General features: G+C 73.0%; 11 protein-coding genes. 4 read left to right on the forward strand and 7 right to left on the reverse strand.

Features of this window, described 5'->3' with window-relative positions:
* A complete protein-coding gene (locus KO717_RS03040; protein WP_301364290.1) occupies window positions 1–738 on the reverse strand; it encodes a hypothetical protein in 738 nt (245 codons plus the stop codon).
* Window positions 739–889: 151 nt separating this feature from the next.
* Between KO717_RS03040 and KO717_RS03045 the strand changes: the two genes are divergently transcribed.
* A complete protein-coding gene (locus KO717_RS03045) occupies window positions 890–1,834 on the forward strand; it encodes a 5'-nucleotidase (RefSeq protein ID WP_301364291.1) in 945 nt (314 codons plus the stop codon).
* Window positions 1,835–1,853: 19 nt separating this feature from the next.
* On the opposite strand, the gene KO717_RS03050 is transcribed toward KO717_RS03045, so the two are convergent.
* Window positions 1,854–2,450 (reverse strand): TetR/AcrR family transcriptional regulator, encoded by a 597-nt coding sequence (locus KO717_RS03050; RefSeq protein ID WP_301364292.1) that lies wholly within the window; start codon window positions 2,448–2,450, stop codon window positions 1,854–1,856.
* Between the two features lie 130 nt (window positions 2,451–2,580).
* On the opposite strand from KO717_RS03050, the gene KO717_RS03055 reads away from it, so the two are divergent.
* From KO717_RS03055 to KO717_RS03065, 3 genes are all read left to right on the forward strand, one after another.
* The gene (locus tag KO717_RS03055) at window positions 2,581–4,041 is read left to right on the forward strand and encodes an amidase (protein WP_301364293.1); all 1,461 of its coding nucleotides are present in this window, start codon (window positions 2,581–2,583) and stop codon (window positions 4,039–4,041) included.
* Between the two features lie 47 nt (window positions 4,042–4,088).
* The gene (locus KO717_RS03060) at window positions 4,089–4,829 is read left to right on the forward strand and encodes a ferritin-like domain-containing protein (RefSeq protein WP_301364295.1); all 741 of its coding nucleotides are present in this window, start codon (window positions 4,089–4,091) and stop codon (window positions 4,827–4,829) included.
* 272 nt (window positions 4,830–5,101) lie between these two features.
* Complete coding sequence (locus KO717_RS03065; RefSeq protein ID WP_301364297.1) at window positions 5,102–5,548, forward strand: hypothetical protein; 447 nt, start codon at window positions 5,102–5,104, stop codon at window positions 5,546–5,548.
* Window positions 5,549–5,675: 127 nt separating this feature from the next.
* Here KO717_RS03065 and KO717_RS03070 read toward each other — a convergent pair whose 3' ends face one another.
* The 5 genes from KO717_RS03070 to KO717_RS03090 all read right to left on the reverse strand — a co-directional run bounded on the left by KO717_RS03070 (window position 5,676) and on the right by KO717_RS03090 (window position 14,080).
* Window positions 5,676–6,101, reverse strand: coding sequence for a hypothetical protein (locus KO717_RS03070; protein ID WP_301364298.1), 426 nt, complete (start codon window positions 6,099–6,101; stop codon window positions 5,676–5,678).
* Window positions 6,102–6,889: 788 nt separating this feature from the next.
* The gene (locus tag KO717_RS03075; RefSeq protein ID WP_301364300.1) at window positions 6,890–7,609 is read right to left on the reverse strand and encodes a formyltransferase family protein; all 720 of its coding nucleotides are present in this window, start codon (window positions 7,607–7,609) and stop codon (window positions 6,890–6,892) included.
* Window positions 7,606–10,863, reverse strand: coding sequence for a non-ribosomal peptide synthetase (locus KO717_RS03080; protein ID WP_301364302.1), 3,258 nt, complete (start codon window positions 10,861–10,863; stop codon window positions 7,606–7,608). The genes KO717_RS03075 and KO717_RS03080 overlap by 4 nt, the downstream gene beginning before the upstream one ends.
* Window positions 10,860–12,020 carry an NAD-dependent epimerase/dehydratase family protein gene (locus KO717_RS03085; protein ID WP_301364303.1) on the reverse strand — a complete coding sequence of 387 codons (1,161 nt, stop codon included), beginning with the start codon at window positions 12,018–12,020 and terminating at the stop codon, window positions 10,860–10,862. The genes KO717_RS03080 and KO717_RS03085 overlap by 4 nt, the downstream gene beginning before the upstream one ends.
* Window positions 12,005–14,080, reverse strand: coding sequence for a fatty acid CoA ligase family protein (locus KO717_RS03090; RefSeq protein WP_301364304.1), 2,076 nt, complete (start codon window positions 14,078–14,080; stop codon window positions 12,005–12,007). The genes KO717_RS03085 and KO717_RS03090 overlap by 16 nt, the downstream gene beginning before the upstream one ends.
* Window positions 14,081–14,084 lie beyond the last annotated feature (4 nt).

The following is a 14,084-nucleotide window of genomic DNA, read 5'->3' on the forward strand; positions in this document are numbered from 1 at the left end:
TCAGCGCCGGCGTACGAGCGCGGTCATCGCGGCGAGGTCCGCCTCCGAACGGGCGACCGGGACCTTGGGCCAGAGCAGTTCGTACTCGGTCCGGATCCGGAAGACCTCGTCGGCGAAGGAGCGCACGACCGCGCCGGTGGCCGTGCCCCGCTCCGCGTGGCCGAGGAACTGCTCACAGGCCTCCACGGCACCTTCGCAGTCGTCGTCGAACTCGAACAGCGCGCAGATCGCGTCGACGGCGAGGTCACGTGAGGTCAGGTGGCCGATCCCGCAGTCGAGCCCGTCGTCCTGGAGGTCGTCGGGGTACGGCGTGCGGTGCCAGGAACCGTCCTCGAACCAGTAGACGCACTCGACCCTTCCCTGCTCCAGCAGGTCGTGCAAGCGGTCGTCCCGCACCCACCCGGGCGCCCCGGCGAGGAGATCGATCGGCGGCCGGTACCGCCCGACCTTGCTGGAATCGTCCTGCCCGAAGAGCACGGCGCGGCCGCCGTCGGCCCGGGTCAGCGCCCACCGGCTGCACGCGCCGTCGTCGTACCGCAGAACGTTGTCGCCATCGCCGCCGCCATCGCCGTCGCCGTCGCCGTCGCCGTCGCCGTCGCCGCCGAGCCAGTACCCGTACCGGAAGCGTTCCTTCTCCTCCTCGGCATTCCAGGTCGCCGCCGCGAACGCGGCCCAGCGCGCCCACAGCACACTCGCTTCCGGAAGGTCCTCGGGGCGCCCCGGACGATGAATCTTCATGCCCACCACACTATCGGCGGCTGTTCGAATCCACTGACGCGCGGCGGCCCGGCAGGCAACGGCCTGCGACGGTGGACCGGAAGACGTTTCCCGCATATGCCAAAGGGTGATAAGCATCCCGACGTTGCACATGTGCCGGCAGGGGGGCGCCATGAGGTACGACCTGTCCGATCGCCTGGTGGTGGGCATCGCCTCCAGCGCCCTGTTCGACCTGACCGACTGCGACGCGGTGTTCCGGGAGCGGGGCGAGGACGCCTACCGGGCCTACCAGGAGACCCATGTCGACGAACTGCTGGCCAAGGGAGTGGCGTTCCCCTTCGTCAGACGCCTGCTGTCGTTGAACGACCTCGCGGATCGGGCCGACCCCTTGGTCGAGGTCATCATCCTCTCCCGCAACGACCCCGACACCGGGATGCGCGTCATGCGTTCGATCGAGGCGCACCACCTGCCGATCAGCCGGGCGGTCTTCCGGCAGGGCCGCCCCTCGCACCCGTTCATGCCGGCGCTCAACATGTCACTGTTCCTGTCGGCCGACGGAGCTGACGTCCGGGACGCGGTCGCGGCCGGGCGGCCTGCGGGACACGTCCTCAGAACGGGGCGGATCGACGACGAGACCGACCCCGAACTCCGCATCGCGTTCGACTTCGACGGAGTGGTGGCGAGCGACACCTCCGAGCAGGTCTATCAGAGCGGCGGTATCGACGCGTTCCGCGCGTACGAGGTCGGCCATGCCGGCACCCCTCACGATCCGGGACCGCTACGGGACTTCCTGGCGGGCATCAACCGCATCCAGCGCCTTGAGGAGGAGCGGCGCCGCGAGGACTCCGCGTACCGGCCCCGCCTCCGTGTGGCGCTGGTCACCGCTCGGGACGCCCCCGCTCATGAACGCGCCCTGCTGAGCCTCAAGAAGTGGGGACTGAGGGTCAACGACGCCTTCTTCCTCGGCGGCATCGACAAGTCCGCGGTCATGAAGACCCTCGACCCGCACATCTTCTTCGACGACCAGGTCGCCCATCTCAACGGCACCGCCCAAGGCACTCCGAGCGTCCACATACCCTTCGGACTGATCAATTCGCCACCTGCCGCGGCGGACTGAGCGGCGGGGGCCGGACCGGTCACTCCCAGAGGCCGGCCACGTGCGCGTGGAGGACGTCGTACGCCTCTTGCGGGGTGAGGTGGCCGATGAGGACGTGGGTGGTGAGGCCGTCCGCCAGGGCGAGGAGCGTGCGGGCCTCGCGTCGCGGATCGAGGGGCAGCGCGCGGTCGGCGTCGTCCTCGCGCGCTTCCGAGATGAGGTGGGCGAACGCCTCCTGCAGGGCCGCGTAATTCGCCTTCAGCGTTGTCGCGAGTGCCTCACTGACCGCCGCCTGCGCGACGAAGGCGAGCCAGACCCTGGCCTCGGCGCGGTGCTCCTCCCGCAGCAGCGAGATCTCGGTGACCGCGTGGCCCAGGGCGGTGCCGGCCGACTGGGCCGGGCTCCGGACGAGGCGGGCCCGTACGCGCTCACCGATCCGCTCGCCGATGTGCCCGAGAGCGAACACGAGCATCTCTTCCTTGGTGCGGAAGCAGCGCTGAACGGCTCCCATCGACACCTGCGCGCGGGCGGCGACGTCGCGCAGGGTCACGCCCTCCAGCCCGCGCTCGTCGGCGAGATGACAGACGGCCTCGGCGATGAGACGGCGTCGGCTCTCGTGATCGACCTGCCTGGGCATACCGGCCGCCTCCCTGTTCCACAGTGCTCCGCTTCGCAGCGCAGCTTATTCGATGCGGTCGTATCGGATCCATGGGTACGCTGCGGTTCCGATGCGAGCGCATCGGTACGTGGACGAGGAAGGTGGGGCCATGCAGGACGCCCTGTGGAAAATGCCGGCCGCCGCACAGGCGGAGGCGGTGCGCACCGCGGAGGTTTCGGCCGTCGAGCTGATCGACAGTCACCTCGATCGCATCGCCGCGATCAACCCGCAGGTGAACGCGGTCACCCAGCTCCTGGCGGAGCGCGCTCGCGAGGCCGCGGCGCAGCTGGACCGCCGGCGGGCCGCCGGTGAAACTCTGGGGCCACTGGCGGGCGTGCCCTTCACGGTGAAGGAGAGCACCGCCGTCGAGGGCGCGGCGACCACGTTCGGCACGGAACGCTTCCGCGATCTGGTGGCGCCCGCCGACGCACCGCCGGTGGCCCGGCTGCGCGCGGCCGGGGCGATCCCCATCGGGCACAGCAACATCCCCACCCTGATCCTGGCGGGGATGCACACGCGCAGCGAGCTGTTCGGCGACACGGTCAACCCGTGGGACAGCAGCCGGACTCCGGGCGGCTCCAGCGGGGGCGACGCGGTGGCCGTGGCCACGGGCATGGCGGCGCTCGGACTCGGCAACGACTCCGGCGGGTCGGTGCGCATCCCGGCGCAGTTCTGCGGTGTGGCCGGGCTGAAGCCGTCCACGGGCCGGTTCCCCGCCGACCACCGCGTTCTCGGCCCGGACGACCCCGGCCCTGCGTCGCAGATGCTGGTCACCGACGGCCCGCTGGCACGGAGCGTGGGCGACCTCAGGCTCGCCTACGAGGTACTGGCCGGAACCGATCCGCGAGACCCGCGCGCCGTGCCGGTGCCCGCCTACGGAGAACCGCTCCCCGGACGCGTGAAGGTCGCGGTCGTGGCGGACCCCGGCGGGCACGGCGTCCACCCGACGGTGCGCGGAGCTGTCGCGACGGCGGCCGACGCGCTCCGCGACGCCGGATACGACGTGCGCGAGGTGGAGGACGTGCCGCGGCTGGACGAGGCCCTCGAAGCCTACGGCCGGATCGTCGTGACCGAGTTCGCCCCGACCTGGCCGGTGGTGCGCACGCTGCTCGGCAAGGGCGGTGACCGCTATGTCGAGATGATGATGGAGCGGACCCCGCCCGCGAGCGCGGACGCCTTCGTGAAGCTGATGGGCACCTGGCTGAACATCCGCCGCTCGTGGGCCGAGTTCCTCGACGAGTACCCGCTGTTGCTCGGCCCGGTCTTCACCGAGCCGCCGGTCGAGCCGGGGCTGGAGTCGCGTGACAGGGCGGGCAGGGACCGGGTCGGGGCGGGGATGCGCCTGTGCACCGTGACCAGCTTCGTGGGCGTACCGGGTGTGGCCGTACCGACCGGGACGGCCGACGGGCTCCCCTGCGGAGTCCAGATCGTGGGCCGGGCATTCCGGGAGGACCTGTGCCTGGACGCGGCGCAGGCGATCGAGGACCGGCTCGGAGTGCTCACCCCGCTCGACCCGCGCCCGCTCGACCCGCGCCCGTGCGATCCGCGTCGTTCTGTTACGCGGCCATGACATTCCGACACTTTTGAACGCGATCAACAATCGCTAGATTGTTGAACATGATCAAAAGCGAGTACGGGGCATGGGTGGGCGAGTTCGAGGCCGAGCGGGAGCGCCGAGCGGCCTTGGGCGATCCCGACTGGGGAAAGGGCGCCCGGTTGCCGGCCGAGATCGTCCGCAGCATCCAGAAGTTCCAGGTCGGCGAGGACGGCGACGGCTCCGCGCTCTCCGGCAAGGCCGACCTCGCGGGTGACCCGGTCTACTCCGAGGCGGTCCGGCTCTTCATCGCCGAGGAACAGAACCACGCGCGGATGCTGAAGCTGCTGCTGGCGGCCGGCGGGGCCGGCACCCTCGACGGGCACTGGAGCGACGCGGCCTTCGTCCGGGTCCGGCGGCTCCTCGGACTGCGGGTCGAGCTGCTGGTGTTGATGATCGCCGAGGTGGTGGCCCTGGGGTACTACCAGGCCCTGCGGGACGGCGCCAGCGACCCGCTGACCACCGAGGTCGCGGGCCGGATCCTGGCGGACGAGGAGCGGCACGTACCGTTCCACTGCCTCCGCCTGCGGGAAGGGCTCGCCGGGCTCCCCCGGCCCGCCCGCCGTGCGGTGACGGCCGGGTGGCGCGGACTGCTGGCCGGCGCCGCCACCCTGGTCGCGGTGGATCACGGCCCGGCCTTGCGGACCCTCGGGGTGGGTCGCGGCGCCTTCGTCGCGCAGACCCTGCGCAACTCCGCATGGATGGCCCGCGCGATGTCGGGCGGCCCGGTTCCCGCACCGGCGGCGGTGGGCGCGGGCGTATGACGTGGGGGCGCCTTGCCGGCCAGGCCGGGCCGGGTGTCGCAAGGGGAGCCTTGCGGGGCGATTCCCTCGCGTTCGGTCTCGTCGGGGGGCGCGGACGCCGGCGCCCACGCCTCGAACCTGCTGAACGGTCGCGGACCAGGCCGGCGGTGGCGGCACCGCTTCCTCAAATTTACCTCTGAAGGCGGCAAGGCCGGTGGACAGCCTTCCGGGCGTGCCCATAATTTCGATCTTGACCAACCGTCACCGGACGGTTACAGCTTGGGGGAACAAGCATGTCGAAAATCGCTAGGGTCGCCGCAGGCATCCTGGGCACGGCCGGAATCCTCGCTTCGTCACTGGTCCTCGCTCCCACCGCGAACGCGGCGAGCGGCGGCGGCTGCTGGGAGTACTCCGAGGGCTTCGGCTCCAGCTACGTCGACTGGAAGTCCTGTATCAGCGCCCCGAGGGCGGGCGTCGGCCGTCCCGACGCCTACGTCACCCTGCGCGCGGGGCACCCCGCGTGCAAGATCATGCTCCAGACGCTGGAGACCGGCGGCTCGAGGATCATGTCGCAGAAGATCTACGACTGTCCTTCGGGAGCGGTCACGAACATGCACCTCACCTCGCCCGACTTCACCGGCCGGGACGGCCGGGCCTACGGGAACTACACGACCATCTTCTGGACCAGCAGCCACACCGCCACCATGGCCAACAAGAGCCCCTGGCTGAAGCTGCCGTAACCACCACCCGAACCAGGACGACGCGGCGCGAACCCGACTGCGGGCTCACACCGCGTCGTTCCGGTCTTCCGGCGTGGAGCCGGCGACTTCCCTGCGCCGGAGTCAGCCTGCTGCCGCCCGACTCCGGTCAGCCGGATGACCACGGGTGCGGTTGGTCTGCAGTGCGGCCGGCATCCCCGATGCCCATACGAACGCGTCGTTGGGGCCACACCCGGCCCAGGTCTGCACGGGTCAGAAGTGCGACGGTGGAGCGATCTCTGCGAACCTCCACCGCGGCCGACGCACTTCGGGTCGGCAACTGCTCGTCGGCGAGGATCAACGCGTCTCGCACATCGCCTGCGTGGCCGAGGCAGATCACGGCATGCCGTTGGTCCAGCGTCCGGACCTGATAGGTGTCCTGCCGGCCCGGTTCATCGAGCACTCGCACGTCACATTGTGAGATCGCAAGGACTGGTCGTTGCCGGTCGAGTACCTCAACGCTGTCGGCGATGCCCTTGCGGATCCAGAAGCTCGCAACACCGGCGGCTTGGGCCGGACCGTTCACTCCCGTCACGTCCAGAAGGTTCCGGGGGCCTGCCACTTCCGGTCGCGTGACATCGCGCCGGAACCGGTAGATCGGCTCATCAGATTCTATGCATCCTCCACATGTTGCCTCCAGTATGTCTGCCGGCGGGATCGAGCCGCGACGAACGGACCGAGCCACAAGTCAGGTGCCACGACGCGACCGTCTCTGGCAGGATCAGCCCATGACGTTCTACAGAAAGGCCCATGCCGCGTAGACGGCCCGGGCGTGTCCGCGCCGAGCAGGTACCGCGGCCACGGCACGTGCTTACCAGGAAAGTCTCCATCGCCGGCCTTTCCGCGCCTGCTCTGGCCGAAGTTGCCAGGGTCGAGCGGAGCCGGAACTACCTGTGGCCCGGTGTGACGGCTGAGTCCGTGCGGCTTTGGCGCGAGTTCGTGCGGGACCCGCGCCGCAACCTCTGGAGTGAGTACGACGACGGCGGCTGCGCTGTGTGGGAATGCTGCGGAAGCCCCTTCGAAGCACGGGAGTTCTTGGACGCCGTGATACGCGGCATGTCCCGGCGCCGGGCTCGCGAGCTCCGCTTGGTCGTGGACCGACTCGACGACTCGTGCTGAGCGGGTTCAGGCAGGGCACGGGCCGTCGGGTCGCTGTCGTAAGCGATGCGCACGGGCACGCCCCCTGGCGGAACGAGTTCCTGGGCACGATCGACGGCATGGGAGCGCCCGAGCGCGTCGAGCACTCCCCACCGCGTGCCGGGGAGTTGGCCGCAATACGACAGCGACGGGGACGGTACGGCCCCGCCGTGTACGCCGCCGAGATCACCCGCCTGGACGCCGCCGGGGAGGGCTGAGCGAGGGCGGGCGGGACAGCGCCCGGACTACCTCGGGCGCGTGGGCGGCGAAGGGACCGAGGTCGGTGGCGCGGGCATAGGCGGGGTGGCCGCGATAGGTGTCGAGCCGGTCCAGGGCGCGCAGGCCGTAGTACGCGGACGGTTCCGCCGCTGCCGCGGCGCGTGCGGGGCGGGCGGTTCCGGCGGTGACGGCCGGGAGAATCTCCTCGAACAAAGCCTGGCAGGCACGGATACCACGCAGCATGACCTGGTGGTAGCGGTCCTCGGGCCCGATGGGGAAGCGGTGTTCGGCCAGGACCGGACCGGTGTCGATGCCGGCGTCGACCTCGTGGACGGTGGCCCCGTACTCCGTGTCGCCGTGAAGCAGGGCGAACAGGACGGCCACGGAGGGCAGTCCACGATGCTGCGGCAGCAGGCCGTTGTGGATGTTGAGGATGCGCAGGCCGTCAGTCCGGAGCAGGGGCTCCCGGAAGATCTGCCGGTTGTTGAGGGACCAGACGATGCCGTCGGTGCAGGCCCGGACGAGCGTGCCGGCATGGGCGTTGACGTCCACCCCCGCGAGGTGGGGCGCGTCGGCGTCCGCGGCGTCCAGCGGGTCGACGGAGCAGACCAGGTCGACCGGGTGACCGCGGGTGGCCGCATGCGTGACGGCGCGGCGGAGCAGGGCTCCCTCTCCTACGAAGATCATGCGGATACCTCCTCGCGGGCGGCGGTCAGGTGCTCGCAGACCTGCTCCAGCGTCAGGTTGCGCACGAGGCAGTCGAGACGGCCGGTGAACCGCTGGGCCTGAGCAGGCGTCAGCAGGTCCGAGGAGACGGCGCTGAGCATCTCGACGAGGGCCAGGGAATCGCCGCCGAGGGCATGGAATGCGGAGTCCGCCGACAGCAGCGCGCCGTCCACGCCGAGGATCTCCGCCCAGTGGTGCCTGACACGTGCCTCCACGGTGACGGGGGCGGGTTCGGGTGCGGGTGCGGTTGCGAAGGGGTCGGGGAAGGCGTCGAGATCGGCCTTGCCGCTGACCGTGCTGGGCAGGGTGTCGATCACGAGGACATGGGCGGGGACGAGATACGCCGGGAGAGTCCGGGTGAGCTCGGTCCGCAGTGCGCCGCCGAGGTCCCCGTCGAGGTCCCCGGCCCGGCCCCCGCCCAGGCCCCCGCCCGCCGCGGGATCGCCGGCGTGCGGCAGTACGTACGCACAGAGCACGGCCGCCGTGGAGCGCGGGCGGCGGCGGGGCACGACGACGGCGCGGTGCACCGCCGGGTGGGCTTCGAGGGCGGCGACGACCTCGGCGGGGTCGACTCGGTGCCCGGCGATCTTCACCTGCTCGTCGATGCGCCCGGCGAACTCGACTGCTCCGTCGGCCAGTCGGCGTCCGAGGTCACCGGTGCGATAGGCGCGGACGCCGTCGGGTCCGGTGGTGAAGGGTGAGGGACGGCCGTCGGACGGACCGAGGTAGCCGCGGGCCACCTGGATCCCGCGTACGACGATCTCGCCGGTGCGACCGGTGTCGCCCGGTCCGCTGCCGATGCTCTCGCCGTCCGCGGTGACGAGGTCGACCCCCGCATACGGACCGGGGAGGCCGATCGGGACCGTGGCGCCGCTCTCGCCGCCGTCCACGATGTGGGCGAGTACGGCGACGGTCGCCTCGGTGGGCCCGTACGCGTTGATCACACGGCAGTCGGCCCCGAAGGCGGCGTGCGCGGACCGTACGGCGGTGGGGGTGAGGGGCTCGCCGCCCAGCAGCAGGGTGCGCAGGCCGTGCGCGGGGCCGCTGCTGCCCGGGCCGCCGCTGCCCGTGCCGCCGAGAAGGGCGAGGTGGGAGGGGGTGAGCGCGAGGGTGTCGGCACGGTGCTCGGCGACGAGCTCGCGCAGGACGGCGGGCGAGGGCGTGCCGGGGGCGAGGACGGCCGTTCCGCCGGCCAGGAGGGGCAGGAAGAGGGGGAAGCACGAGATGTCGAAAGCGTAGGAGGAGGCGAAGCCGAAGCGCGTGCGACCGGTGACCTGGCAGACGCCGGTCATCCAGCGCACGAACCCCATGAGGCTTCCGTGCTCGATCTGCACGCCCTTGGGGCGGCCGGTGGAACCGGAGGTGTGGATGACGTAGGCGAGGTCCGCGGGCCGTACGTCCGCTGCGTCCTCGGATTCCGTGTCCGGGCCGGGGGCAGGGCCGTCGAGGAGGTCCTCGACGGCGAGCAGGGTCCCGGGTACGAAGGGGGCGAGGTCCTCGGTCAGGTGTCGTCCGGTCAGGCTGAGGCCGACGCCGGCCCCCTGGAGGATCTCCTTGATCCGGACGCCGGGATGGCCGGGGTCGAGCGGCACATAGGCGGCGCCCGCCTTGAGGATGCCCCACAGGGCGCACACGCCGGCGGCCGTACGGTCGACGACCAGTCCCACCAGGTCCTCGCGGCCTACCCCGCGGCGCCGGAGCCCGGCCGCGACGGTGTCGGAGCGCCGGTCGAGTTCGGCGTACGAGACCACGCCCTCGGGCCCGTCGAGCGCGGGCGCGTCGGGGGTGCGGGCGGCCTGGGCGCGGAAGGCGTCCACGACGGTGAGTTCGGGAACCTCCGGATCCGGGACGGCGGCCGGAGCCGGGTGCGCCGGCAGCGGTGCGGGGTCCATGGCCGCGGTGTCCGCCCCGACGGGGCCGTGCGCCGGTACCACGGTCGCCGGACCCGCCCCCGCCCCGCCCTCGGTTTCGAGACCGGCCAGGACCGTGTCCAGCAACCGCGCGGCGCGGGCGGCGAGATCCGGGCCCCCGCCGCGGACGCCGAGCGTGATCTCGGTCGCCGTGCCGCTCTCGGCGGCGACCAGGGAGAGCGGGACCAGCGGGGCGTGCACGGGCAGCGCGTAGGCCGTGGACGCCGTGAAGCCGCTGCCGGAGAATTCCGCCAGGTCCAGGCGGCCGAGGTGGGAGACGACGGCCGAAGCGAGGTGACGGTCGGTACGTGACGCCACGGCCTGGGCCGTGCGCAGCAGAGCGGCGGTCACGGGCCTCGGCAGCGGTGCGAGGGCCGTTTCGAATCCGGCGGCGAGTTCGCGGTCCCCGGCGAGGTCGGTCAGCAGGCGGGTGTGTGCGGCCGTCCAGTCCTCCCCGGGGCGCAGGTCCAGGAACAGCGGCAGGCTCAGGTTGCCCGTGGCCGCGATCCCTGGGCGGTGGCGGCGCAGGTCGACGGGGACCATGACGCGGGTGTCGAGCCCTGCGGCGTCGGTCAGGGCCTGGGCGAGGCGGGCGGTGAGCGCGGGGTGGCGGCCGGGCAGGGTGCGGCGCAGCCACAACGTCCGGAGCGGGCGGCCGCCGCCGTCGGCCGGGCCGAGCGGGGAGCGCCGGGGAGGCGTCGGCGTGGGCCGCGTCCTGGTGCTGCCGAGCCGGCGCAGCAGTCCGGCGTCGGTGTCCGCGTCGAGCGCGGGCCGGGCGGGCTCGCCGCGCAGGGCTCGGAAGACCTCCCGTACCCAGGTCAGGGCGCCGTGACCGTCCATCATGGCGTGCGAGACGCTGAAGACGACGGTGGTCGCCGCCGTACCGTCGGCGCCGGGCACGACCAGCACCTCGCAGCCCGGCGGCTCCGTCCGCCGCGACGGCCCGGCGGGCAAGGCGTACGTCCCGGGCGCCGAGTCGGTGTACGCACCGGGGCGCGGTACGTCGTACCGCGCCCGGGGCGGCGGTCCCCCGGTGCTCCACATCGCCCCGGTGTGCACGAGCCGCGATCCCGGGCATGACTCGGCGGCCCGTGCCAGGGCTGCCTGGAGGTCCTGTGGGGCGGGTACGCCGTCGCCCTCGACGACGATGCGCAGGGCCATGGCCCCGCGGGCGTCCCCGGCGGAGAGGTAGAGGCGTTCGGTGGGCGACACCGGGCGCCGGTAGCGGACGCCGGTGCCGGCACCGGAACCGGTGCCGGAACCGACACCGGCACCGGCACCGGCATCGACCTGTTGGGAGGTCATGACTTCGTGGTCCCTTGTTCGGTGTGGTCGGGTGCGGGGTGGCGGGCCGGTGCGGCGGTGCCGGTGGAAGCGGCCGGGCCGCCGGCGGTCCAGGCGGCGACGCCGCCCACCTCGTCGACCCAGTCCCGCAGTGCTCGCAGCCCCTCCTCCTGGGTGCGCGGGGCCGCGTAGCCGAGGTCGTGGCGGGCGCCAGCGGTGTCGTACGTCGCCGAGCGGGTCAGCAGCGCCATCATGTAGCGGCTCAGCGGCGGAGCCGCGTCCGTACCGCCTCCCCCGCCGCCTCCCCCGCCCGCGGACCGGCGGCGCAGGTGCCAGCCCGTCTCCACCGCCGCGGCCAGCCCGCGGCCGAGGGCGAGCGGGATGCGCGGGGCGGGCGGGGGACAGTCGAAGAGGGCTCCGACCCGGGCCAGGAAGGGCCACAGGTCCGTCTCCTCACGGTCCGCGACGAAGTAGGCCTTGCCGCCCACCCGCCGGGCGGGGGCGAGTGCGGCCCGCAGGCAGGCGTCCACGGCGTTGTCGACGTGGCAGAGCGAGACCAGGACCCGTTTGCCGCCCGACAGGTCGGGCAGCCGGCCCGCGCGCATGGCGTCGACCATGCGCGGCAGGAATCCGGCGTGGTCGCGCGGCCCCCAGATGCCGCGCGGGCGCAGCGCGCAGGTGGTGAACTCCGGTCCGTCGGCGGCTCGTACGTGCTGTTCGGCGATCGCCTTCGTCTCGCAGTAGAGGTTGAACCACCGCTCCGGGTACGGGGTGCTCTCGTCGATGCCGAGCCGGTCGCCCTCCCGTACCCGCATCAGCGCGCTCGGGCTGGAGACGAACACGAACCGCCGTGCCCCCGCCGACCGCGCCGCCGCCAGCAGCCGCTGCGTGCCGGTGACGTTGGCGGCCTCGAACTGCGCGCGACTGCCGTGGTCGACGACCCGTGCCGCGCTGTGCAGGACCGCCTCGCAGCCTTCCGCCGCCCGCCCGAGCGAATCGCCGTCGGTGAGGTCGCCGGTGACGACCTCGACGCCGGGCAGGGAGCCCAGTCGTACGGCGTCCCTGCCGGGGCGGACCAGGGCGCGGACCTGATGGCCCTGGCGCAGCGCGCCGTCGACCAGGTGTCCGCCCAGGAATCCGGATGCTCCGGTGACCAGGATCTTCACAGCGTCCGCCACCAGGTCGCGCCGTAGAGCATGGTGCGCCCGACCACCGAGGCGGTCCCGTGTCCGGCCTCCCGGCCGCGCGGCAGTGCGAGCGGGATCTGCGCTGCGTGCACGCCGATGCTGAGGAAGGCGTCGATCCACCACAGCCACCGCAGCACCGGGAGGTCGGGGACGTCCCCGGTCGCGGCCCACACCGCCCCGCCGACGAGGTACGCCCATCCGGCGAGCGGCACGATCCGGGCCGCCCGCCGGCCCGCGGACGACGCGGGCCGGGCCTGCTGCCGCGTGGCCCAGCGGGCCAGCTCCTCGCGGCCGATCTTGGCGTTGTGCCGGATGTCCACCGGGAAGCCGGGGTGGCGCAGGAACTCCTGGAGGCCTGTGGTCGGGGCGTGTTCCTCGGCCATCGTGCGCAGCTCGGCGACCAGGTTCGTCCACGCGCCTTCGTCGAGCGCGGTCCCGTCCGCCCCGGTCTCGGTCTCCACGCAGATGACGGGCCGTTGCGCGCCGGCCGGCCCGATGCCGACCAGGGCGGTGCGCCGGACCAGGGGATGGGCGTTGAAGACTCCCTCGCAGCGCACGGTGTGCAGGTCCCGGTGGCTGGTGCGGACCCGCTGGGCGGAGCGCCCGCAGAACCACAGGCGTCCTTCGGAGTCGAGGTGGCCGAGGTCGCCGGTCCGGTGCCAGATGCGGGGCGGTTCGCCGTCGGGGCGTTGCTCGGTCGCCTTGTGCGCGGCGTCGGACCGGGGGGCCCGGTGGTAGCGCCGGCTGACGGAGTCGCCGTGGACCAGGATCTCGCCGACGTGCCCGGCCGGCAGGCCGGTCGCGGGGTCGAAGCGGGCGAGCGGGCCGTCGGTGACGGGCGCGATGGCCACGCGGGTGCCGGGGACGGGCCGGCCGACGCAGGTCCCTTCGCCCGCGGCGGCACCGGCCGCGGTACCGGCCGCAGTACCGGCCGCGGTTGTGCCGCCCTCGCGACCGGTGTCGGCCTCGTCGTCGCCGAGGATCTCGGCCGCCTCGATCGAGGTGATCGGCAGTACCTCCGTGGCCCCGTAGGTCACATGGATCCGCGCCTTCTCGTCGAGGACGGAGCGCAGCGCGGCCACGACCGCATCGGGCACCGGGGCCCCGCCGGAGACGACGCAGTGCAGGTCGGGCAGCGGGTGGCGGCCGCGGGCGGCGCCGGTGAGGTGCCCGGCCAGGTTCCGCAGCAGGGCGGGCGAGGCGAACATCGTGGTGACGCGGAATCGTTCCAGCGCGTCGACGAGCAGTGCCGGGTCCGCCTGGGCGACCCGGGCGGGCGCGAGCGGCGCCAGGACCAGGGTGGATCCGTAGACCAGGTCGAGCACCCCGTAGAAGGGCAGGGTGACCAGGGAGACGTCGTCGCGGGTGCGGCCGTGGACGGCTTCTATCTGGCGGGCGATGGACAGCGCCATGCGGTGGGTGTACTCGACTCCCTTGGCGGGGCCCGTGCTTCCGGTGGTGAAGCCGATCATCAGCAGGTCGTCGCCGCCGGCCGGCGCCGCCGTGTCCGCGGCTGCGTGCGTCGCGGTCGCGGGGGTGGCGCGCAGCGCGGCCAGCGTGTGGCCGCGGCCGAGCCGACGCCGTCCCAGGGTGACGGGCACGCGCACCCCGGCGAAGGTGCGGCGGCCCAGGACGCGCACGAGCTGGGCGAGGGGCGGCCCGATGAACGCCTCGGCGCCCACGGCCCGGTAGCAGTGGAGCATGCGCCGTACGCCCATGCCGGGATCCACGACGACGGGCACGGCTCCGACCCGGAACAGGGCGAAGCAGAGGGCGAACAGCTCCGGTCCGGGCGGGGCCATCAGCACGGTCCTGGTGCCCCGGGTGATCCCTGCGCGCCGGAATCCGCGGGCAAGCTCCTCGACGCTCTCCTGCAACTCGCCGTAGGTGAGGGTGGCGTAGCTACCGGAGCCGCGGCCGTCGGGGTGGATGACGGCGGGCTTGCCGGGAAAGGCGTGGGCGTTGCGCTCGAGCCACCCGGCCACGCTGTCCGTGCCGGTGGCCGGCTCCCCCACGGCAGGGCCGCCGCCGGTCGGTATCGTCTGCGGCACGGGG

The sequence above is a fragment of the Streptomyces xanthophaeus genome (assembly GCF_030440515.1).
GTDB classification, from domain to species: Bacteria; Actinomycetota; Actinomycetes; order Streptomycetales; family Streptomycetaceae; genus Streptomyces; species Streptomyces kutzneri.

What these genes read in the sequence shown, in the direction of transcription:
- KO717_RS03040 (WP_301364290.1), bottom strand. Translation starts at nt 738, where the DNA reads ATGAAGATTCATCGTCCGGGGCGCCCCGAGGACCTTCCGGAAGCGAGT.
- KO717_RS03080 (WP_301364302.1), bottom strand. Translation starts at nt 10,863, where the DNA reads ATGACCTCCCAACAGGTCGATGCCGGTGCCGGTGCCGGTGTCGGTTCC.
- KO717_RS03055 (WP_301364293.1), top strand. Translation starts at nt 2,581, where the DNA reads ATGCAGGACGCCCTGTGGAAAATGCCGGCCGCCGCACAGGCGGAGGCG.
- KO717_RS03075 (WP_301364300.1), bottom strand. Translation starts at nt 7,609, where the DNA reads ATGATCTTCGTAGGAGAGGGAGCCCTGCTCCGCCGCGCCGTCACGCAT.
- KO717_RS03065 (WP_301364297.1), top strand. Translation starts at nt 5,102, where the DNA reads ATGTCGAAAATCGCTAGGGTCGCCGCAGGCATCCTGGGCACGGCCGGA.
- KO717_RS03045 (WP_301364291.1), top strand. Translation starts at nt 890, where the DNA reads ATGAGGTACGACCTGTCCGATCGCCTGGTGGTGGGCATCGCCTCCAGC.
- KO717_RS03060 (WP_301364295.1), top strand. Translation starts at nt 4,089, where the DNA reads ATGATCAAAAGCGAGTACGGGGCATGGGTGGGCGAGTTCGAGGCCGAG.
- KO717_RS03050 (WP_301364292.1), bottom strand. Translation starts at nt 2,450, where the DNA reads ATGCCCAGGCAGGTCGATCACGAGAGCCGACGCCGTCTCATCGCCGAG.